Raw genomic sequence first — 21,991 nt, forward strand, 5'->3', positions numbered from 1 at the left:
GCCAGCCGCCCCCGCCCATTCGCTCAGGTCAACGCATCCCAGATCAGCTTGCCCCCGGTGACTGTCAGCATCACATGCGCCAGCGCAAAGAACAGCCGCTCGGACACCATGTAATGCGCCCGGACCCCCAGCCAGGCCCCGAGCAACGCAAACGGCGTCAGCAAAAGACTTGCCCAGCCTGTGTCCAGCGTGAACATTCCCAACCAGGCATAGGGTACAAACTTGGCGATATTGATCGCCCAGAAGGTGATCACCGTGGTTGCCTGGAATTCGGTCTTTCCCAACCTCTGCGACAACAGATAGACGGCGGCCGGCGGCCCGCCCGCATGGCTCACGAAACTGGTGAACCCTGCCACGATCCCGGCCGCCAGCCCGGCCGCGGCAGGCAGACGGCGGGAGAACTCCCGCACCCAACCGCGCCCCCGCGCCACCTGCCAGACGACGAACGCGATCGAAATCCCACCGATCAGAAGCCGCAGCAGGTCGGCATCGGTCGCATGGTAAAGCCACGCGCCCAGCGTCACGCCCGGCAACCCGCCCAGGATCAGCAACCTGGCGTCAGGCCAGCTCCAGCGCCGCCAATAGGGCCTGAGCGTGGCGAGATCGATCACCATCAGCAGCGGCAACATCAATGCCAACGCCAGCCCCGGATCGAGATAGATCGCCAGAATCGAAGCCGAGGCAAAAGCAACTCCAGACCCAAAGCCACCCTTTGATATTCCGGCGAAAATCACCGCCGGAATGGTCACCGCGAAAAAGCCGATATCCAGTTCCGGCACGTCCTGTTTCCCCATAACCCTCGGTCCGGAAACAGCTTTAGCGCAACCAGACCCATCCGGACAGTGATAATGCGCCGTGATGCCGCGTCGCAGAACCCTTGCGCGATGCCGCATTACGCTCTAGCACAACGTCGATTTTAAACCGGACCGGAGATACTCCAAATGGCCAGACCCAAGATCGCGCTCATCGGCGCAGGTCAGATCGGCGGCACGCTCGCCCACCTCGTCGCGCTGAAGGAACTGGGCGATGTCGTCCTCTTCGACATCGCCGAAGGCACGCCCGAGGGCAAGGCGCTCGACATCGCCGAATCCGGCCCCTCCGAAGGGTTCGACGCCAAGCTGAAGGGCACCCAGTCCTATGCCGATATCGCGGGCGCCGATGTCTGCATCGTCACCGCCGGTGTGCCGCGCAAGCCGGGCATGAGCCGCGACGACCTGCTGGGCATCAACCTCAAGGTCATGAAATCGGTCGGCGAAGGCATCCGCGACAACGCGCCCGACGCGTTCGTCATCTGCATCACCAATCCGCTCGACGCGATGGTCTGGGCGCTGCGTGAATTCTCGGGCCTGCCCCACAACAAGGTCTGCGGCATGGCAGGCGTGCTCGACTCGGCCCGCTTCCGCCACTTCCTGGCCGAAGAGTTCAACGTGTCGATGAAGGACGTCACCGCCTTCGTTCTGGGCGGCCATGGCGACACCATGGTGCCGTCGGTGCGCTATTCGACCGTTGCCGGCATTCCGCTGCCCGACCTGGTCAAGATGGGCTGGACGAGCCAGCAGAAACTCGACGCCATCGTACAACGTACCCGTGACGGCGGCGCCGAGATCGTCGGCCTGCTGAAAACCGGCTCGGCCTATTACGCCCCGGCCACCAGCGCCATCGAAATGGCCGAAGCCTATCTGAAGGACCAGAAGCGCGTTCTGCCCTGCGCTGCCTGGTGCGACGGCGAACTGGGCGTCAAGGGCATGTATGTCGGCGTGCCCACCGTGATCGGCGCAGGCGGCATCGAGCGTATCATTGACGTGTCGCTGACCAAGGAAGAGCAGGACATGTTCGACAATTCGGTGAACGCGGTCAAAGGCCTGGTCGAGGCCTGCAAGGGTATCGACGGCTCTCTGGCCTGATCGGCACCCGAATCAGATACCGGGCCGGTCCTGTCATGGGACCGGCCTTTTTCATGCCGATATGCGTTTTTCGCCCTCGAAATGCATCCGGTAGAGCCGCCGCCAGCGGGTACGGTGGCGATCCAGGTCCGGTATGTCGAATGACAGGGCATCGTCGAAGGCCCGCACCGACAACTCCCCCGCTTGCCCCATCGCGCGCAGGGCCGCGCCCGGATCGACAGACGGCCGACGCAACAAGCCCAGTGTTTCCAGTCGATGCAGGTCTGCCGGCACCAGAGCCTTGAGCTTCTGGTGCAACTCCAACAGCGCGAACATATCGCCGCGGTTCTCGTCCACATAGCCGATCTGGGCCTGCCGTGCCGGGGCCAGACCGCCGTGGGCCGCGGCACCGCCACCACGGTCGGACCAGCCGCGCAACAGCTTCATGATCCAGTGGAATCCGGTCAGGCCATCGTAATGCAGCACCCGCGCCGTCGTTGCGGGCCAGAGCAGCAGCCGCTCTAGGCCCGCCGCTGCGCGCGGCGAGTGAATGCCCATCAAACAACCACGCCCCGTGCGCACCGCCGATTTCCCCTGCGAATGCGCAACGACACCCCGATGCAGCATGGCGCACACGTCCGGATCCAGAAGATCCGTCTGGCCAGGCCAACCACGCGCCAGCGGCGCCCGCATGTAACCGTCGAACAACTCCTCCTGAGGTCGCGTGGCATCAAACACCCGCTCGAGGTTCGGCAGGTGCAGGAAATCGATCCGGTCCGGCAAGGCGTCCAGAATGCTTGCCAGCGGCAGGTCCGCCTCGATGAACTCGTCCGCGTCGAGATGCACAAGCCAATCCGTCTCGGCCCGCGCATAGGCACGCGCCGCATTGCGCAACTGTCGTTTCTCGTTGGCTGGCGGGCGCGTACCGCCCAATGTTTCCTGCCAGTACTCCTCGTCGCAGACTGTCACCCGGCACCCCGGGATCCGCGCCAGCGCCGCCTCCTGAGCGGGTTCCGGCGCGTCGAGATACAGCTCGACGTAAGCGGCCCCCAGCGCCAGATGGTGGGTCACGAAACAGAGTGTCAGCACCGAAGGTTCCCGGCAGGTGGCCACAACCGCCCAGGTCGCCCCCTCTGATACAGCGTCCCGAAAATACATGGCTGCCCCGCTGCCCTCACGCCTTTCACGCTTGTTCGACAGGCTAGCCCCAGCCCCGTACCAGATCAACCGCGACTGCGGCTCAAAGGAGCCCGACACCGTTAGCGCAAAAGTCCGAAGCGAAGTCGCCCCCATGCTTTCTTCGGTCGCGAATCAAGAATGCACAACGGATTTCGCATATGTGATCACACTTTTTCAGCGTGTGATCACATAAACCGAAAATCTCCCTGAAAAACCCCCAAGCCATAAAAAAACCCTTTAAGGATCGGTGTTAGACCACCCTATATGCACGTCAATCGCAGTCAGACGGGACAGATTCAATGAATATCCATGAATATCAGGCCAAGGCACTTCTGCGCAGCTACGGCGCTCCGGTGTCCGATGGCCGCGTGGTTCTCAGGGCCGAGGACGCCAAGACCGCGGCCGGCGAACTTGACGGGCCGCTCTGGGTCGTCAAGGCGCAGATCCACGCCGGCGGCCGCGGCAAGGGCAAGTTCAAGGAAGCCGATGCCGGCGAAAAGGGCGGCGTCCGTCTGACCAAATCGGTCGAAGAGGCCGCCGAGGAGGCCAAAAAGATGCTCGGCCGCACGCTCGTCACCCACCAGACCGGCCCCGCCGGCAAGCAGGTGAACCGCATCTATATCGAGGCCGGCTCGGGCATCGAGACCGAACTGTACCTCGCGCTGCTGGTTGACCGTCAGACCAGCCGCATCTCCTTCGTCTGCTCGACCGAGGGCGGCATGGATATCGAGGAAGTCGCCGCCAGCACCCCCGAAAAGATCCTGTCCTTCGCGGTCGACCCGGTGACCGGCTACATGCCCTACCATGGCCGCCGCATCGCATTTGCCCTGGGCCTGCAAGGCGCGCAGGTGAAACAATGCGTGTCGCTGATGGGCCTGCTCTACCGTGCCTTCGTCGAGAAGGACATGGAGATGCTGGAAATCAACCCGCTGATCGTCACCGACAAGGGCGACCTCAAGGTGCTCGACGCCAAGCTGGGCTTTGACGGCAACGCGATCTACCGCCACTCGGACATCGCCGAACTGCGCGACACCACCGAGGAAGATCCCAAGGAACTCGAAGCCTCCAAGTACGATCTCAACTACATCGCGCTGGATGGCGAGATCGGCTGCATGGTCAACGGCGCAGGCCTTGCAATGGCCACCATGGACATCATCAAGCTCTACGGTGCCGAGCCCGCCAACTTCCTCGACGTCGGCGGCGGCGCCACCAAGGAGAAGGTGACCGAGGCATTCAAGATCATCACCTCGGACCCCAACGTCAAAGGCATCCTGGTCAACATCTTCGGCGGCATCATGCGCTGTGACGTGATCGCCGAGGGTGTGGTCGCCGCGGTCAAGGAAGTGGGCCTTCAGGTTCCGCTGGTCGTCCGTCTCGAAGGCACCAATGTCGAAAAGGGCAAGGAGATCATCAACACCTCCGGCCTGAACGTCATTGCCGCCGACAACCTGTCGGATGGTGCCGAGAAGATCGTGAAAGCGGTCAAGGGCTGAACGTAGGGTGGGCGGCCCGCCCACCATCCCCCAATGAATGGTGGGCAACAATGCCCACCCTACGACAGATTTCAAAGGAGAACGCCAAGATGGCAGTCCTCATCGACGAAAATACCAAGGTCATCTGCCAGGGCTTCACCGGCTCGCAGGGGACCTTTCACTCGGAACAGGCCATCGCCTATGGCACCAAGATGGTTGGCGGGGTCACACCCGGCAAGGGCGGTCAGACCCACCTGAACCTGCCCGTCTTCAACTCGGTGCACGAGGCCAAGGCGATGACCGAGGCGAACGCCACCGTCATCTACGTGCCGCCGCCCTTTGCCGCCGACTCGATCCTCGAGGCGATCGACGCCAAGATGGAGCTGATCGTCTGCATCACCGAGGGCATCCCGGTGCTCGACATGATGAAGGTCAAGCGCGCGCTCGAAGGTTCGTCCTCGCGCCTGATCGGCCCCAACTGCCCCGGCGTGATCACCCCCGGCGCCTGCAAGATCGGCATCATGCCCGGCCACATCCACAAGCGCGGCAGCGTCGGCGTCGTGTCGCGCTCGGGCACGCTGACCTATGAGGCGGTGAAACAGACCTCGGACATCGGCCTGGGCCAATCCACCGCCGTGGGCATCGGCGGCGACCCGATCAAGGGAACCGAGCATATCGACGTGCTGGAATGGTTCCTGGCCGACGATGAAACCGAAAGCATCATCATGATCGGCGAAATCGGCGGCAGCGCCGAGGAAGAGGCCGCCCAGTTCCTGAAGGATGAGGCCAAAAAGGGCCGCAAGAAGCCGGTCGCGGGCTTCATCGCGGGCCGCACCGCCCCTCCGGGCCGCCGCATGGGCCACGCGGGCGCCATCGTCGCCGGCGGCAAGGGCGGCGCCGAGGACAAGATCGAAGCCATGCGCTCGGCCGGGATCGTCGTGGCCGACAGCCCGGCCACCCTGGGCGAGGCCGTGCTGGCCGCGATCGGCAAGTAACCCGCCGCCCCGCGTCCCGGCGGGGCGGCACGCAAATCGGGAGGACACATGACGTTCGGCGGGTCCATAGGAACGTGTTTCTCGAAATACTTCACCTTCTCCGGGCGGGCCTCTCGCCCGGAGTACTGGTATTTTTTCCTGTTCATCCTGCTGGGCAATGTCGTGGCAACCATGCTTGATGCAGCACTGTTCGACTCGGTGACGACCACGGTCGAAACCTCGGACACCGGCGCCAGCGCGAGTATCGAAAACACCGGCCCCATCGCCGCGCTGTTCTCGCTTGCCGTATTCCTGCCGCACTTCGCCGTGGCCTTCCGCCGGATGCATGACACCGGGCGCAGCGGGCTTTATGCCCTCCTGCCCTTCCTGCTGATGCTCGGAGCGGTGCTGGTACTGGTCTTCGGCATCGGCATCGCCTCCGGTTTCGCCGCCGGCGGCTCGCTCGACATCCTCTTCACCCGCGCCACGCTGCTCCTGCTGATCCCGACGCTTGTCGTCCTGCTCGTCTCGCCGCTCCTGGTGCTGTGGTGGCTGACCCGGCCCAGCCAGCCGGGCACCAATCAATACGGTCCCAACCCTTATGAGGTAACACAATGACCGAACACTCGCCCAACTCCATGTTTCACGCCTCCAGCTTCATGCAGGGGCACAATGCGGAATACCTTGAACAGCTCTACGCCCGATACGCCAACGATCCCGCGTCGGTGGATGCCGCCTGGGCCGAATTCTTCCGCGCCATGGGCGACGCGGAAACCGATGTGAAGAAAGAGGCCGACGGCCCCAGCTGGGCGCGCGCCGACTGGCCGCCGATGCCCGCCGACGATCTGACCAGCGCCCTGACCGGGCAATGGTCCGAGATCGACGGCAAGGCCGCCGGCAAGAAGATCAAGGAAAAAGCCGCCGCCGCAGGCGTCGAAATCAGCGAAGAGCAGGTCAAGCGCGCCGTGCTGGATTCGATCCGCGCGCTGATGATCATCCGCGCCTACCGCATCCGGGGCCACCTGGTGGCCGATCTCGACCCCTTGGGCATGCGCGCCAACACCCCCCACCCCGAGCTTGACCCGCGCACCTACGGCTTTGCCGATTCCGACATGGACCGGCCGATCTTCATCGACAACGTGCTGGGCCTGACCCATGCCTCGATGCGCCAGATCCTCGACATCGTAAAACGCACCTATTGCGGCACCTTCGCGCTGCAATACATGCACATCTCGGACCCGGAACAGGCCGCCTGGCTGAAGGAACGGATCGAAGGCTACGGCAAGGAGATCTCCTTCACCCGCGAGGGCCGCAAGGCGATCCTGAACAAGATGGTCGAGGCTGAGGGTTTCGAGAAGTTCCTGCATGTCAAATACATGGGAACCAAGCGCTTCGGCCTTGACGGCGGCGAGGCGCTGATCCCCGCGATGGAGCAGATCATCAAGCGCGGCGGCGCGCTGGGGGTCAAGGAAGTCGTCATCGGCATGCCCCACCGCGGACGTTTGAACATCCTCGCCAACGTGATGGGCAAGCCCTATCGCGCCATCTTCAACGAGTTCCAGGGCGGCAGCTTCAAGCCCGAGGATGTCGACGGGTCCGGCGACGTGAAATACCACCTCGGTGCCTCCTCGGACCGCGAGTTCGACGGCAACCGCGTCCACCTCAGCCTCACAGCCAACCCCTCGCATCTCGAGGCGGTGAACCCGGTGGTTCTGGGCAAGGCCCGCGCCAAGCAGGACCAGTTCGGTGACAAGGATCGTACTTCAGTCATGCCGGTTCTGCTGCACGGCGACGCGGCCTTTGCCGGCCAGGGCGTTGTGGCGGAATGCTTCCAGCTTTCCGGTATCCGCGGCCACCGCACCGGCGGCACCATGCATATCATCGTCAACAACCAGATCGGCTTTACCACGGCGCCGCATTTCAGCCGTACCTCGCCCTATCCCACCGATATCGCGCTGATGGTCGAGGCGCCGATCTTCCACGTCAACGGCGACGACCCCGAGGCGGTGGTGCACGCCGCCAAGGTGGCCACCGAATTCCGCCAGAAGTTCTGCAAGGACGTGGTGATCGACATCTTCTGCTATCGCCGCTTCGGACATAACGAGGGCGACGAGCCCATGTTCACCAACCCGATCATGTACAAGCGGATCAAGACCCACAAGACCACGCTCAGCCTCTATACCGAGCGACTGGTCCGCGACGGGCTGATCCCCGAGGGCGAGATCGAGGATATGAAGGCCGCCTTCCAGGCGCATCTGAACGAAGAGTTCGAGGCCGGCAAGGACTACAAGCCCAACAAGGCCGACTGGCTGGATGGCCGCTGGTCGCATCTCGACCGCAACAAGGAAGAATACGTGCGCGGCGAGACCGCCATCACGCCCGAAACCCTGGCCGAAGTCGGCACCGCCCTGACCCGCGCGCCTGAAGGCTTCGCCATGCACAAGACGGTTGAACGCCTGCTTGAGACCAAGAAGGCGATGTTCGACAGTGGCAAGGGCTTTGACTGGGCCACGGGTGAGGCGCTTGCCTATGGCTCGCTCCTGACCGAAGGCTACCCGGTCCGTCTCGCCGGTCAGGACGCCACCCGCGGCACCTTCTCGCAGCGCCATTCCGGCCTGATCAACCAGGAAACCGAAGAGCGGTATTATCCGCTCAACAACATCCGCAAGGGTCAGGCTCATTACGAAGTCATCGACTCGATGCTCAGCGAATACGCGGTGCTGGGCTTCGAATATGGCTACAGCCTTGCCGAACCTAACGCCCTGACCCTCTGGGAGGCGCAGTTCGGCGATTTCGCCAACGGCGCGCAGATCATGTTCGACCAGTTCATCAGCTCGGGCGAAAGCAAATGGCTGCGGATGTCCGGCCTCGTGGTGCTTCTGCCCCACGGGTTCGAGGGCCAGGGTCCCGAACACAGCTCGGCCCGCCTGGAACGCTTCCTGCAGATGTGCGGCCAGGACAACTGGATCGTGGCCAATTGCACGACGCCGGCCAACTATTTCCACATCCTGCGCCGGCAGATTCACCGCACATTCCGCAAGCCGCTGATCCTGTTCACGCCCAAGTCGCTCCTGCGGCACAAGCTGGCGATCAGCACGGCCGAGGATTTCACCACCGGCTCCAGCTTCCACCGGGTGCTGTGGGATGACGCGGAAAAGGGCAACTCGGACACCAAGCTGGTCGCCGACGACAAGATCAAGCGCGTGGTCATGTGCTCGGGCAAGGTCTATTACGACCTGCTCGAGGAACGCGACGCGCGCGGCATCGACGACGTCTACCTGCTGCGGATCGAGCAATACTATCCCTTCCCCGCGCATTCGCTGATTGCCGAGCTCGAGCGGTTCAAGGGAGCCGAGATGGTCTGGTGCCAGGAAGAGCCCAAGAACCAGGGCGCCTGGTCCTTCATCGAACCCAATATCGAATGGGTGCTGACCCGCATCGGCGCTAAGCACTCGCGCCCGACCTATGTGGGCCGCGCCACCTCGGCCTCGCCGGCCACCGGTCTGGCCAGCCAACACAAAGCCCAACAAGAGGCGCTCGTGAACGAAGCGCTGAGCATCGAAGGAAAGTAACCGATGACGATCGAAGTTCGTGTCCCAACGCTGGGCGAATCCGTGACCGAAGCCACCGTGGCCACCTGGTTCAAGAAACCCGGCGACGCCGTGGCCGTGGACGAGATGCTCTGCGAGCTGGAAACAGACAAGGTGACCGTCGAGGTCCCCGCCCCCGCCGCCGGCGTGATGGGTGAAATCGTCGCCAAGGAAGGCGAGACCGTCGGCGTCAACGCCCTTCTGGCGACCATCACCGCCGGCGAAGGGGCCGCTGCCGCCCCCGCCGCAGCACCCGCCGCAGCAGCAGCCCCGGCCGAATCTGGCGGTTCGGTCGACGTGATGGTGCCTACCCTGGGAGAATCTGTGACCGAAGCCACCGTTTCCACCTGGTTCAAGAAGGTGGGCGACACCGTCGCGCAGGACGAGATGCTGTGCGAGCTCGAAACCGACAAGGTCTCGGTCGAGGTCCCAGCACCTGCCTCGGGCGTTCTGGCCGAAATCCTCGCCGCCGAAGGCGCTACGGTGAACGCCGCCGCGAAACTGGCCGTGATCTCGGGCAGCGGCTCGGGCACTTCGCGCGCGCCTGCCGCGCCCGCCGCTGCCGTCACCCCCGCCGTCGCCACCGGCAAGGACGTGGCCAACGCACCCTCGGCTGAAAAGGCGATGGCCGAAGCTGGCCTGAGTGCCGCGCAGGTCTCGGGCACCGGCCGAGATGGTCGCATCATGAAACATGATGTCGCCGCTGCCGTAGCGGCCGCTGCCGCCGCGCCTGCCGCACCCGCCGCTCCGGCACCCGCTGCCGCGCCCCGCGCCCCCACCCTGGCCGAGGATGCCGCGCGCGAGGAACGCGTCCGCATGACCCGCCTGCGCCAGACCATCGCCCGGCGCCTGAAGGACGCCCAGAACACCGCCGCGATCCTGACCACCTTTAACGAGGTGGACATGACCGAGGTGATGGCGCTGCGCAACACCTACAAGGACGCGTTCGAGAAGAAGCACGGCGTACGCATGGGCTTCATGTCCTTCTTCACCAAGGCCTGCTGCCACGCGCTGAAAGAAGTGCCCGAAGTCAACGCCGAGATCGACGGCCAGGACATCGTCTACAAGAACTACGTGCACATGGGCGTCGCCGCCGGCACGCCGCAGGGGCTGGTGGTGCCGGTCATCCGCGACGCCGACCAGATGTCCTTTGCCGAGATCGAAAAGGCCATCGCCGAAAAGGGCAAGCGCGCCCGCGAAGGCAAGCTGTCGATGGCCGAGATGCAGGGCGGCACCTTCACGATCTCCAACGGCGGCGTCTATGGCTCGCTGATGTCCTCGCCGATCCTGAACCCCCCGCAGTCGGGCATCCTCGGCATGCACAAGATCCAGGACCGCCCGATGGTCATCAACGGCGAGATCAAGATCCGCCCGATGATGTACCTGGCGCTCAGCTACGATCACCGCATCGTCGACGGCAAGGGCGCCGTGACCTTCCTGGTCCGCGTGAAAGAGGCGCTCGAGGATCCCCGCCGCCTGCTGATGGATCTGTGATCCAAGACAACCGGCCTCGCACCATTTCCGGTCCGAGGCCGGAACCACCCAAGGTCGCACAGGCAAGCAAAGTCGGGTAGAACAGGTCAGATGATTGCCGGATTGATATCCAGATTTGCCGCGCTCCGGGCCACGCACAGGCGGCCCGCTACCTTACATGCCGGATCAAAAGGACACTGACCCATGGCAACACACGCCCTCTGGCAGGCCGACGTGGCCGATTTCGACTCCTGGCTCAAGGTGTTCCGCGAGGATCGCCCGATGCGCAAGGCGGCAGGCATCCGTGACCTGCACGTCTGGCGCGACCCTGATCGCGCCGATCACGCGGTGGCCCTGTTCGAAATCACCAACCTCGTCTCGGCAAAGGCCTTCTTCGACAGCGAGGAACTGGCCATGCATCACGAACGCGGCGGCATCGCCCATATCACGGTGAAACTGCTGACACCGGTCTGATCCGGCGGCAACACGACATTTCAGGCACCGGGCCGCAACAGCCCGCCCGGCGCACACGAAGGAGAGATAAAATGGCTAGTTATGACGTTATCGTAATCGGCGCCGGCCCGGGCGGCTATGTCTGCGCCATCCGCTGCGCCCAACTTGGGTTGAAAACCGCCGTTGTCGAAGGCCGTGAAACGCTGGGCGGCACCTGCCTGAACGTGGGCTGTATCCCGTCCAAGGCGCTTCTGCACGCTTCGCATTCGCTGCACGAGGCACAGCACAATTTCGAGAAGATGGGCCTCAAGGTCGCCACGCCGAAAGTCGACTGGAAACAGATGCTGGCCTACAAGCAGGATGTCATCGACGGCAACACCAAGGGCATCGAATTCCTATTCAAGAAGAACAAGATCGACTGGATCAAGGGCTGGGCTACCATCCCTGCCGCCGGCAAGGTGCAGGTGGGTGAGGACACCCACGAGGCCAGGAACATCATCATCGCCTCAGGCTCCGAACCCGCCTCGCTGCCCGGTGTCGAGGTGGATGAGAAAACCGTCGTAACCTCGACCGGCGCGCTGGAACTGGGCAAGATCCCGAAATCCATGGTCGTGATCGGCGCCGGCGTGATCGGGCTGGAACTGGGCTCGGTCTATGCCCGCCTCGGTGCCGAGGTGACGGTGGTCGAATTCCTCGACGTGATCACCCCCGGCATGGACGGCGAAGTGCAAAAGACCTTCCAGCGCATCCTGAAAAAGCAGGGTCTGAACTTCGTCATGGGCGCCGCAGTGCAAAAGACCGAAGTTTCAAAGGGCAAGGCCAAGGTCACCTACAAGCTGACGAAAAAGGACACCGAGCACGAGATCGAGGCCGACACCGTGCTGGTCGCAACCGGCCGGAAACCCTATACCGCCGGTCTGGGTCTCGACAAGCTGGGCATCGAGATGACCCAGCGTGGCCAGATCAAGGTCGGCGCCGACTGGCAGACCAACGTGCCCGGCATCTACGCCATCGGCGACGTGATCGAAGGCCCGATGCTGGCCCACAAGGCCGAGGACGAGGGCATGGCCGCCGCCGAACAGGTCGCGGGCAAGCACGGCCATGTCAACTACGGCGTCATCCCCGGCGTGATCTACACCACGCCCGAGGTCGCCAATGTCGGCGCCACCGAGGAAAGCCTCAAGACCGAGGGCCGCGCCTACAAGGTCGGCAAGTTCATGTTCATGGGCAATGGCCGCGCCAAGGCCAATTTCGCCGGCGACGGCTTCGTCAAGATCCTCGCCGACAAGGAGACAGACCGCATACTCGGCGCCCATATCATCGGCCCGGCGGCGGGCGAACTGATCCACGAGATCTGCGTCGCCATGGAATTCGGCGCCTCGGCCGAGGATCTGGCGCTGACCTGCCACGCCCACCCGACCTATTCCGAGGCCGTGCGCGAGGCCGCGCTTGCCTGTGGCGACGGGCCGATCCATTCGTGACCCTCGCACGCGGGGCGGCGCCCACCGTCGCCCCGCAAACCCCTTGCGGAAAAACCGAACCCGGCCAAATGCCCCGCCCGGCATGGCCGGTTTTGTTTTTTTGCGACTCTCGGGCATGATGACCTGATCCGAACCGGATGATCACACCACTGCAGGGAAAGGGGGCCATGGTCGATCCGCTCAGACTCGCCGCCGTCGCAAGCTGGCTCATGGCCGGTGCGCAACCACCCAAACCCATAGAGGCGGTAGTCCAGGAATGCGCCGCCCGCCTGCGCGCCGCCGGACTGCCGCTTGACGCGATGATCATCAGCGGCCTGTTCATCCACCCCGATATCCGTGGCATCCAGATCCGCTGGACCGGGCGGAACGGCGTGCGCCGTGTCACTTTCCGCCACGCCTATTTCGAAACCAGCGATTTCGCTGCAACCCCGATCTCGCGCACCATCGCGACCGGGCGTTCCATGCGCATTCAGCTCGCGCCCCAGGATCCCGAAACCGATACCGCCTATGCCACCGCGTTCCGGGCCTCGGGCTATACCGACATCCTCGTGCTACCGCTCATCAACTTCGATGGCACGGTCTCGGGCTGCATCGAATTCGCCACCCAGTCCGCCGAAGGGTTCGGCGAGGAGGACATTACCGCCCTGCGCCGGGTCCAGGCACCGCTGGCCCGGATGAAGGAGTTCTTTACCGAAAGGTTCGACAAGCAGATCACGCTGGCCACCTATGTCGGCGAGGCCACCAGCCGCAAGGTATTGAGCGGCCAGATCGTCCGCGGCGACGGCGAGACCATATCCGCCGCCATCCTGTTTGCCGACATCAAGGGCTTCACCTCTCTGTCGAACCGCATCGACTCGACCGATGTCCTGCAGGTGCTGAACCGCTTCTTCGACGTGATCGACGCGGCCGTGACCCGCAACAACGGGGAAATCCTGAAATTCCTCGGCGACGGCGTGCTGGTCATCTTTCCCACGCCCGACGACCTGACCGCGCAAGAGGCCGCTGCCCAAAGCGCGATGACTGCCATCACCGAGGCCCGGCAGGCGCTCGCCGACCAGGCCGACAAGCCTCCGATCGCCTTTCGCGCGGCTCTTCACATGGGCGATGTGTTCTTCGGCAATGTCGGCAGCCGAAACCGGCTCGATTTTACCGCGATCGGCCCGGCGGTGAACCTCTGCGCCCGCATGCTGCACGAGGCATCGTCACGTGACGCCAGGACACTGTGCTCTTCACGGTTCAAGGATATCGCCATCGGCCTCGCTGGCGTGCCATTCACTTGCGAAATCAACGGCTTCGAAATGCCGGTTGAATTCTTCATCCTGGATTGACGGAAGACCGGGCTGGCCGCGATCCCCGGTTTCGGCTTCCCCGGCCTTCTGCGCGGCATTGTCCCGTGCGGCGGCCGAACCCTCGATCGCTCCCCAAATGGTTCTGACCTCGCGGTTCAATATGAGCGCATGAACTCCGCCGGAGAACCCGCGCGACTTGCCGTCACGGTTATCATGCCAAAACTGCCACCCTCGCAAACGCGCTCGTGAAGGAAACCGCGAATGACGCGGTATCAGACCATGATGAGCAAGAATGCTTTTGCCGCCGCGCTCGCCGTGATCCGAAACCGCCTGGCCCTCCGGCATGTGAAAAACTTTTGCGCTTCTTTCTGGTCGGAAATACTCCGGGGGTGAATTGGCCGCAGGCCAAGAGGGGGCGGCGCCCCCTTCCCGACCGTCACGATTTTCCTGCCGGACCACGGTTTCGGCCATTTTCCCGATCAGGTGCTTTTCGCCTGCCTCCTTCCGTGGACTTGTTTCCAAACCGTGTCAGCCCCCATGTCACTCTTCAGATGTACTCCTCCCCCAATGATGGATGATGCACCAGCGCATGCGCATGCCGCCTCCGGTTTCTCAGCATTTCGGCCGCTTCTCTTCGCCGACCGATGTGTTATGAACTCTGCAACCTGAAACGGAAGTCCCTGGCCGAGGTCGGGAGTTGGCACGAATGTCGGAATGCTACCCATGACGAAAAACACCCGTATTGTCCTTTCCAGCGACCATGCCGCCATCGAGCTTCGCCAGTCGATTGCCGAACATGTCGCGAAACTGGGATGGGACGTGGTCGATATCGGCCCCACCACGCCGGAAAGCACCCACTACCCCAAACATGGCGAGGCCGCCGCGCGGCGCGTGGCTTCCGGAGACTGCGCATTGGGGATCATACTTTGCGGTACCGGCCAGGGGATCATGATGGCGGCGAACAAGATAAAGGGAATTCGTTGCGGCGTCTGTTCCGATAGTTTCTCCGCCCGCATGATCCGACAGCACAACGATGCCAACATGCTGTCCATCGGCGCCCGAGTGGTTGGCGAAGGGCTAGCTCTCGACATTGTCGATGCATTTCTGTCCGCCGAGTTCGAAGGCGGCCGGCATGCCGAACGGGTCGAACTGATCCGATCGCTCGAACACTGACTGCCCTTCAGACCCGCTGATACCCGGATTGGTTCGACGCCAGATCGCACATGACAATGGCGCGATGCGAGTCAGGCGTGCCTTTGGGGGTCGAAGACGACTGCTGCGTCCGCGCATTGGACACCAAACATCGGATGGCTGTTGTCAGGCGAGCGCTTCATGCCCGATCCGCCAATTACGACGCCTTGCCCGAATGCGCCAACGCACGCGATGTCGCCTTCTCACTATGGCCTTGGATCAGGGCGACCGGGCTCATCAGAAAAGCCTGACCATACAGGGCCCTTCAGGCCGCTTTTTCGGCGACCTCACGTAGCGGCGCTGCCACGAGGGCGCGGTGCAGCACGGCAGTCGCGCGGTCCGCATCGTCACGCGCCACGGCGAACTGGATATCCACGTTGCGTGGCGCCTGGTGCGCCGCGATGACTTCGACCTCGGCATCTTCAAGGGCGCCGAGCCCGCGGCTGAAGGCGCGCAACCCGCTGAGGTCACGGCCGATGGCCGAAACGATGGCCAAGCTGCGCACGCCGATGTCGGCCGACGGATAGGCTCTTTCAAGCTCGGCGACCACGCGGCGGACCGATTTCAGCTGAGCATCGACGTAATGAGTGATCGTGTTGGCATTCGTGGTTTTGGATACGATGCGCACATTGTGCCGCCGGAGCGCCTCGAGCGCGGTGGCGTCATAGCCTTTGACACCGACCATATCCTGTTCGAACAGCTCCAGCGCCACAACATCAAGGCCGGTGACGATCTCGACGGCCGGGTTCTGCGCCGGGGTGTCGTCGATCAGCGTACCCGGGTCGCCCGGATCAAACGCATTGGTCACGCGCAAGGCGATGTCCGCCTGCCTGAGCGTCTTGGCCGCGTTGGGGTGGATCGCCTCCATCCCCATGTTCGACAGCTGGTCGGCAACGTCGTAATTGGTATGGCCCAGCTTGCGCACCGAGGCTTCGCCCACCAGTTTGGGATCGGCAGAGGAGAGGTGGAATTCCTTGTGAATGATCGCCTCTTTCGCACCGGTGAAGGCGGCGATCGAAGAAAAGGTAACCTCGGAATAGCCGCGATCATATTCCTGCATCAGCCCTTCGCGGCATTGGGCATAGCCGGTGACAATGGGCATCTCGCGGCTGAGGTCGATTCCCTCGAGTCCTCTTGCGATGCGTTCCTTCAGGTTGCAGTCGCTTTCGTCGCGCCAGCCCGAAAGGTCGACGAAACGCGCATTCACCCCTTTGCGCTGCAACAGAAGCGTCGTGACAAAGGCAGAATGCGCTTCGCCCAGGCCCGAGAGAAGTTCACGCACCACCTGCATGTGGGAGGCGAGACGGAAATGCCCGTAGGAACACAACCGCCGCAAGTCGAACAGAACGCTGCGCGCGCCCTCGATCCGTTCGCGTACGAAATCCTCGGCCAGCGACCGGTCTGCCGCTTCGTCCAGCACGGCGTCATGGGCCTTGCCCATCGCCTTGGCGACGCGGTCAAGTGCGCCCAGGCAGGAATGATCGTTATCGTCATTGGCAAACAACGCATACACGCCCGGTTCGCCGGTTTTCTTGTGCTCTAGCAGCAGGTTGGTAATGCCACCGAAGGCCGATACGACGAAGATGCGGTGATAGAGTTCTTCGCCTGCCCGGTCCCCGATGATCAGGGTTTCCGAAAGCTCGGTCAAACGGCACATCGACGTGCCGCCGATCTTCTCGACAGTATGTTCGGGAAAGGTCATGTTCCTCAGTTCCCCCGGACTGGACCGGGAGCCTTTTCAATCGGTGAGAAGCGCGTAGGAGCCGTCTTCCTGGTGTATTTCCTTGCCAGTGACGGGCGGGTTGAAGACGCAGGCCATCACCAGTTCTTCCTCTGCGCGCAGCGTATGCCGGTCATGTTCATTCAGCGCGTACATTACACCAGGCTTGATCTGATGCGTCTCGCCCGTGGCCAGATCGGTGATCGAGCCGGTGCCCTGCATGCAATAGACGCTCTCGAAATGGTTCTTGTATTCGAAAGTGTGCTCGGATCCGGCGTCGAGAAAGGTGATGTGAAAGGAAAACCCCATCCCGTCCTCGGCCAGCAACATCCGCACCGACGACCATTGCGCATCGGTCACGACCCGGTCGCGTTCGCTCTGGATGATCTTGTTGAAGTCTCTGACGATCATGGGGTCACTCCGCGGCGATCTGGGTGTTGTCGGTTGCGTCCCCTGTGGCCTCGACCAGCAGGGTCAGGCCCTTGCGGAACAGCGCATCGGGGGTTGTCAGCGGGGCCAGCACCTTGACCACCTGGTCCTCGTTGCCCGAGGTCTCGATGATCAGGCCCTTGCGGTAGGCGCGGGCGCAGATATCGGCGGCCAGCTCGCCCGATTTCACATCGAGCCCCTGCATCATGCCGCGGCCCTTGATTTCGGATCCCGGCACCTGCTCGGCCATTTCGCCCAGGACGGCGGTCAGCAGGCGGGCCTTGGCTGCGATATCCTGCTCGAACTGATCGTCGCTCCAGAATTTCTCGATCGCGACGCGGGCGGTGACGAAGGCATGGGTATTGCCGCGGAAGGTGCCGTTATGCTCGGCCGGACCAAATATATCGTATTCGGGTCGCACCAGCATCAGCGCCATCGGCAGGCCAAAGCCCGAGACCGATTTGGCCATGGTCACGATGTCCGGGGTGAAGCCCATCTCTTCGAACGAAAAGAACGTCCCGGTTCTGCCGCAGCCGGCCTGAATGTCGTCGACGATAAGCAGTGCGCCGTGTTCCCGGGCCAGATCCGCCACGCGGCGGACCCAGTCCGCGCTGGCCGCGTTCAGGCCACCTTCGCCTTGTACGGTTTCCAGCAGGATCGCGGCGGGCGCGTCCATTCCGCTGGATTTGTCCGCCAGCATCGCTTCGAGCAACCCGGCCGTGTCGCAATCGCCGCTCAAGTACCCTTCGTAGGGCATGCGCGTCACGCCGTTCAGCGTGGTGCCGGCACCGCCGCGATGATAGCCGTTGCCGGTAGCGGCCAGTGCGCCCATGGTCACGCCATGAAACCCGTTGGTGAAGGCGACGATATTGGTTCGGCCGGTGACTTTCCGTGCCAGTTTCATCGCCGCTTCGACGGCATTGGCTCCGGTCGGGCCGGTGAACATGACCTTGTGGTCCATGTTGCGCGGGTTCAGGATATGCCTCTCGAACGCGGCCAGGAATCCGGCCTTGGCGTCGGTGTGCAGGTCGAGCCCGTGGGCAAGGCCATCGCCCGCGATATGCTCGATCAGTGCGGCCTTCATGTCAGGGTCGTTATGACCATAATTGAGCGAAGAGCACCCGGCGAGAAAATCGATATAGGTGCGCCCATTTTCGTCTGTCATTTCAGAGCCTTGAGCGTGGGTGAAAACCGTGTCCAGGCCACGGCAATAGCTGCGCGCCTCGGATTCACGACGTTTGAATACAGAAATTTCGGCTGACGTGTCAGTCAACATAAGATGTCCTTTTGGGATCGGAAGATTCAGTATGGGAAGGCGGTACAAAGCGTCTCGACCGTGGTCAGGCTGCCTTGCGCGCGCGCTCTTCCAGGTCAATCGTGACCATGTGTTCCGTGCTTTGACGATCGCGGAAATGCAGCGCCTGGGTAAAATAGGGTTGCACGTCCAGCTGCGTCAGCATGGTTTTCGCGAATTTGCGGAACAAGGCCCACGACGCCTCGTTATCGGCTGTGATCGTGGTTTGCACACGCTTCACGCTGGCACAGGCTTCACGGTGGAGAAGCCCGTTCAGCATAAGAGAACCCAACCCGGTGCCACGGGCCTTTTCCGACACGGCGACCTGCCAGACAAACAGCGTTTCCGGGTCGTAAGGCAGCACATAGGCCGAGACCCAGCCGACAATTTCACCATCCAGTTCGGCCACCACACAGGTGTCGCGGAAATGATCGCACTGGATCAGGTTGCAGTACATCGAGTTCTCGTCGAGCGGCTTGCAGGCGCGCACGAGTTCCCAGATACGCGCGCCATCCTCGGCCACGGGCTGCCGCAGCGTCGGGGTGGATTTCCGAAAGAACTCTAGAGCATGTCGCATCTGCTTTGTGGTGCCTCCATTTTGATTTGATAGGCTAAGTATCATTCGGTTGTGAAATTTTCAAGACGAACCGGAAAATCGCGACATTTCGTCAAAAATAGACCACCAGACCACGCCATGCGAGCCGCTATCGCGGGCAAATTGCATTGAAAAACTAAGTTCTTTGACTCGTGGATACTGCGTTCTCCTGATTGATTCTCCGGGGCGGTTCTGCCAGCATCCCGCCATGGACCGTATCGATGCCAGCCTGATCGCCCTGCGCCGCATCCTGCGGGCCACGGACCTGTTCGGCCGCGAACTGGCGCAGTCCGTCGGGCTGTCGGCCGCACAGTTCCGCGTGTTGCAGATCGTTGCCGAAAATGACCATTGCACCGCTACGCAGATCGCCCGGCAGATGCGGATCACCCAGGCAACGGTGACATCGCTGGTCGACAAGCTCGTCCGTCACGGAATGGTTGTGCGAGAGCGGTCACAAACCGATCGCCGTCAGACGATTATCCTGACCACCGAAGAGGGCAAGCAGGCGATCGAGGACGCGCCCGACCCCCTTCAACAGCGTTTCGTACGCAAGTTCGAGGCGTTGGAGGATTGGGAACAGGCGGCCCTGATCGCAGCGCTGGAACGCGTGGCGGCAATGCTGGATGCCGAAGAATTGGACGCAGCCCCGGTTCTGGACACGGGTGAAATCCGGGAGCCCTCTTGAGGGCGGTCCATCGAGGTTCCTGTCAACCGCCATACCGCCGGTCTGTGCGCCATTGTCACCACGCAAGTTGTCACAGCCTTGTCGTGGCCGACGCGCGCAGCACCTGTATCGACCCAGCAAAAATCTGCTCATGCTTTAAGGAGGAAAATAGCAATGAGTATGACGATGGACGAGAGCATCAAAGGGTGGACAGCGAGCGGAAGACGGCGCTGGTTCTCGAGAAACTGGGCGTGAGTTTTCCGTGCGGTTCTATATCGATTTCCGCAGGTGTAAGGCCGACCGTGACGAAACGCTTGTATAACCAGACTTTGGCAACGTCTGCCGCGTCATCCGCCTCATACCATTTGCCGACATCCGCGCCTGTTTCGATCATCGCGGCGAAATCCGCTTCGGAGTCGTAGGCATATACCATCCCCTTCTTTTCAAATGCTTATAAGCAATGGCGGCACCAAGTATTCTCCCAAAAAACCGCTCGCAAATTGTGAGCTGGTCATTTGGATGATGCACTTTTGGTTCGTAGGAAATTCTGTCGATTGCTGGGCTAGCACCGCGGGAGCCAGAGCCAATCGAAGGAATGGGATTAGGCGGAGGTTCATACCTTGTCCTTCATTCTGAAAACCAAGGAACTGATCCAGGCTAAACACGTGAGTTTGGCACAGTTTCTGTGCAAGACCCATCCGGCAAAACCCAGGCCTTCTCCGGCACCCCGTTTCACCGGACTGCATTCGATGTCTCACATGCGGACTTTCCGGCCTCTCTCGCAGCTCATCAGTTTGTTTTCATCGACGCTTGAGGTTCAAAGTAGGTCTTCCGGAACCGGTTTGTCGTGGCCCGCCTGATCCCAGGCATGAGCCGCGATGGACCATCGACCCTCGGACTTCACCAGAAGGTAGCCGCTGATATCGTAGTTATTCTCAGTCCCGTTTTCTGTCAGCTCGGACATGGCCAGCACCACGGCGATGTTCCCAAAGCGCATGATCTTCATGCCACGCGTATGTTCCTCGAAGCTGTGCAGGTTTTTTCGTGCTACATTCTCCATCCTGTCGATGAAGGCTTCGAGTGTTCGAACCTGCACTGGTCGCGCCGCACCGCACAGGATTGCATCGGGCAGAAAGTCCTCCCTAAACTTATCCCAGTCGGGCAAACTGTCCTCTCCCCACTTCATCGGCTCAAAGTGATTGCCGATCAGAGCTCGAATTTCCTTTTCGTCGGTCATCGCTTGTCCTCCCAAATCTCAAATGCAAACTTCAAAACCCCGGGGTGTCATCTTTCGTCACAATACATCGCGCTTCTTTCGCAAGAAGGATAGCATTGCCTAGCCGGTCGCCCAAATTGCATTCGGCCGTTTACTGGAGGCTTGACGATCACCGTTCAAAGCAGTCGTTCACTGCAATGCATAGACGAACAGTTGGTGAAACGACCGCGACCGGGACAGGGTGGCCGCTGCGCCGACCATCATCCGGCGACCGAAAAGTGGTAGGCAGCGCAGGGTTGATGTAAGACCACACGTCCATCGACTGTTTCCGCGACACGCTCGTATGTAGCAGCCATTTCGGCAGCAACGGCATCATACGCCCGGGTTCGGTCAGGATCTGGCAATACTATCTTTTCCAGAAAGACCTCAAAGGTTGGATATTCGCGGGTCAGGACATATTCCCGTTTGTTCACGAGCTCAAAACCTCGATCACGGTCGAGCCCGTTCAACAACTGGTGCGATCTGGTCCGGACATGCGTTTCGTCTTCAACCATCCGGACGACGTCAAACATGGTTCCATAGGGGTATGGCTCTACAATATGTAGGCGCCCGGAACTCTTTAGAACTCGTCGAATTTCCCGAAAGGTGGCAGATTGAAAGTCGGACGGCACGTGATGAAGCGAGAAAAACATCCCGACCAAGTCAGCAGCGCCCGAGCTTAGCGGTAGTTTTTCAGCGGCGCCAAGTTTGACCTGGATGCTGCTCGGCAGGTTCTCCCTCGCCTTAGCGACTTTTCTGGGATCGATCTCGATTGCAGTGACCTTGGCGCCCACAGCATGCAATTGGCGTGAATAGATGCCGTCACCTGCCCCAACATCGACAACGTGAACCCCTTGCAGCGGGTACAAAGATTTTAGGTGTTCGATATGGGACATCATTGCCTTTTGGAGTGGCATCTGGGTTTTGATACGATAGCACGAAAGCGGTATTTTGTCTGCTAGGGTCAGGATTCATAACCAATAGATGACGGTCGCGGCGAGGGCGATGGCCGATAGGAACACCTCGGGGCATCGGTCATAGCGGGTCGC

The 21,991-nt window shown here is 61.9% G+C and carries 21 protein-coding genes; 11 read left to right on the top strand and 10 right to left on the bottom strand.

Features of this window, described 5'->3' with window-relative positions:
- Positions 1-23: 23 nt before the first annotated feature.
- Positions 24-794, bottom strand: a complete 771-nt coding sequence (locus BLT75_RS04515) for a sulfite exporter TauE/SafE family protein (RefSeq protein ID WP_245706353.1) — start codon at positions 792-794, stop codon at positions 24-26.
- A 147-nt stretch (positions 795-941) separates the two neighbouring features.
- Between BLT75_RS04515 and mdh the strand changes: the two genes are divergently transcribed.
- Positions 942-1,904 carry a malate dehydrogenase gene (gene mdh, locus BLT75_RS04520; protein ID WP_093028089.1) on the top strand — a complete coding sequence of 321 codons (963 nt, stop codon included), beginning with the start codon at positions 942-944 and terminating at the stop codon, positions 1,902-1,904.
- Between the two features lie 51 nt (positions 1,905-1,955).
- Here the strand turns inward: mdh and BLT75_RS04525 are convergent, their stop codons facing one another.
- On the bottom strand, positions 1,956-3,041 hold the full coding sequence (locus BLT75_RS04525; RefSeq protein ID WP_176827840.1) for a glycosyltransferase family 2 protein: 1,086 nt from the start codon (positions 3,039-3,041) through the stop codon (positions 1,956-1,958).
- A 320-nt stretch (positions 3,042-3,361) separates the two neighbouring features.
- Between BLT75_RS04525 and sucC the strand changes: the two genes are divergently transcribed.
- The 8 genes from sucC to BLT75_RS04565 all read left to right on the top strand — a co-directional run bounded on the left by sucC (position 3,362) and on the right by BLT75_RS04565 (position 13,833).
- A complete protein-coding gene (gene sucC, locus BLT75_RS04530; protein ID WP_093028093.1) occupies positions 3,362-4,555 on the top strand; it encodes an ADP-forming succinate--CoA ligase subunit beta in 1,194 nt (397 codons plus the stop codon).
- 89 nt (positions 4,556-4,644) lie between these two features.
- Positions 4,645-5,529, top strand: coding sequence for a succinate--CoA ligase subunit alpha (gene sucD / locus BLT75_RS04535; RefSeq protein WP_093028095.1), 885 nt, complete (start codon positions 4,645-4,647; stop codon positions 5,527-5,529).
- A gap of 48 nt (positions 5,530-5,577) precedes the next feature.
- Positions 5,578-6,126, top strand: coding sequence for a DUF805 domain-containing protein (locus BLT75_RS04540; protein ID WP_093028097.1), 549 nt, complete (start codon positions 5,578-5,580; stop codon positions 6,124-6,126).
- Positions 6,123-9,080 (top strand): 2-oxoglutarate dehydrogenase E1 component, encoded by a 2,958-nt coding sequence (locus tag BLT75_RS04545; RefSeq protein WP_093028099.1) that lies wholly within the window; start codon positions 6,123-6,125, stop codon positions 9,078-9,080. Before BLT75_RS04540 ends, BLT75_RS04545 begins: the two co-directional genes overlap by 4 nt.
- 3 nt (positions 9,081-9,083) lie before the next feature.
- Positions 9,084-10,592: a 2-oxoglutarate dehydrogenase complex dihydrolipoyllysine-residue succinyltransferase gene (odhB, locus tag BLT75_RS04550; protein WP_093028101.1), complete on the top strand. Its 1,509-nt coding sequence runs from the start codon at positions 9,084-9,086 to the stop codon at positions 10,590-10,592.
- A 183-nt stretch (positions 10,593-10,775) separates the two neighbouring features.
- On the top strand, positions 10,776-11,045 hold the full coding sequence (locus BLT75_RS04555; protein ID WP_093028103.1) for a hypothetical protein: 270 nt from the start codon (positions 10,776-10,778) through the stop codon (positions 11,043-11,045).
- 71 nt (positions 11,046-11,116) lie between these two features.
- Positions 11,117-12,505 (top strand): dihydrolipoyl dehydrogenase, encoded by a 1,389-nt coding sequence (lpdA, locus tag BLT75_RS04560; RefSeq protein ID WP_093028105.1) that lies wholly within the window; start codon positions 11,117-11,119, stop codon positions 12,503-12,505.
- Between the two features lie 137 nt (positions 12,506-12,642).
- Complete coding sequence (locus BLT75_RS04565) at positions 12,643-13,833, top strand: adenylate/guanylate cyclase domain-containing protein (protein WP_093028107.1); 1,191 nt, start codon at positions 12,643-12,645, stop codon at positions 13,831-13,833.
- Here BLT75_RS04565 and BLT75_RS24025 read toward each other — a convergent pair.
- Positions 13,735-14,265, bottom strand: a complete 531-nt coding sequence (locus BLT75_RS24025) for a hypothetical protein (protein ID WP_143028516.1) — start codon at positions 14,263-14,265, stop codon at positions 13,735-13,737. The genes BLT75_RS04565 and BLT75_RS24025 overlap by 99 nt on opposite strands.
- A 252-nt stretch (positions 14,266-14,517) precedes the next feature.
- Between BLT75_RS24025 and rpiB the strand changes: the two genes are divergently transcribed.
- Positions 14,518-14,967, top strand: a complete 450-nt coding sequence (gene rpiB, locus BLT75_RS04570; RefSeq protein ID WP_093028109.1) for a ribose 5-phosphate isomerase B — start codon at positions 14,518-14,520, stop codon at positions 14,965-14,967.
- Between the two features lie 283 nt (positions 14,968-15,250).
- Here rpiB and BLT75_RS04575 read toward each other — a convergent pair whose 3' ends face one another.
- The 4 genes from BLT75_RS04575 to ectA all read right to left on the bottom strand — a co-directional run bounded on the left by BLT75_RS04575 (position 15,251) and on the right by ectA (position 19,005).
- Entirely contained in the window at positions 15,251-16,687 is a 1,437-nt protein-coding gene (locus BLT75_RS04575; protein WP_093028111.1) for an aspartate kinase, read from the bottom strand.
- Positions 16,688-16,723: 36 nt separating this feature from the next.
- Positions 16,724-17,116, bottom strand: a complete 393-nt coding sequence (locus tag BLT75_RS04580) for an ectoine synthase (protein WP_093028113.1) — start codon at positions 17,114-17,116, stop codon at positions 16,724-16,726.
- Between the two features lie 4 nt (positions 17,117-17,120).
- Positions 17,121-18,410, bottom strand: coding sequence for a diaminobutyrate--2-oxoglutarate transaminase (gene ectB, locus BLT75_RS04585; protein WP_093028115.1), 1,290 nt, complete (start codon positions 18,408-18,410; stop codon positions 17,121-17,123).
- A 64-nt stretch (positions 18,411-18,474) separates the two neighbouring features.
- Positions 18,475-19,005 (bottom strand): diaminobutyrate acetyltransferase, encoded by a 531-nt coding sequence (gene ectA, locus BLT75_RS04590; RefSeq protein ID WP_093028118.1) that lies wholly within the window; start codon positions 19,003-19,005, stop codon positions 18,475-18,477.
- Between the two features lie 226 nt (positions 19,006-19,231).
- Between ectA and BLT75_RS04595 the strand changes: the two genes are divergently transcribed.
- Entirely contained in the window at positions 19,232-19,708 is a 477-nt protein-coding gene (locus BLT75_RS04595; RefSeq protein WP_093028120.1) for a MarR family winged helix-turn-helix transcriptional regulator, read from the top strand.
- 178 nt (positions 19,709-19,886) lie between these two features.
- Here the strand turns inward: BLT75_RS04595 and BLT75_RS04600 are convergent, their stop codons facing one another.
- The 3 genes from BLT75_RS04600 to BLT75_RS04610 form a co-directional block, all read right to left on the bottom strand.
- Entirely contained in the window at positions 19,887-20,120 is a 234-nt protein-coding gene (locus BLT75_RS04600) for a hypothetical protein (protein WP_093028122.1), read from the bottom strand.
- A gap of 384 nt (positions 20,121-20,504) precedes the next feature.
- Positions 20,505-20,924: a nuclear transport factor 2 family protein gene (locus tag BLT75_RS04605; protein WP_093028124.1), complete on the bottom strand. Its 420-nt coding sequence runs from the start codon at positions 20,922-20,924 to the stop codon at positions 20,505-20,507.
- Positions 20,925-21,163: 239 nt separating this feature from the next.
- Complete coding sequence (locus BLT75_RS04610) at positions 21,164-21,838, bottom strand: class I SAM-dependent methyltransferase (RefSeq protein ID WP_176827842.1); 675 nt, start codon at positions 21,836-21,838, stop codon at positions 21,164-21,166.
- Positions 21,839-21,991 lie beyond the last annotated feature (153 nt).

It is taken from the genome of Ruegeria marina (assembly GCF_900101475.1).
Classification (GTDB): Bacteria; Pseudomonadota; Alphaproteobacteria; order Rhodobacterales; family Rhodobacteraceae; genus Ruegeria_B; species Ruegeria_B marina.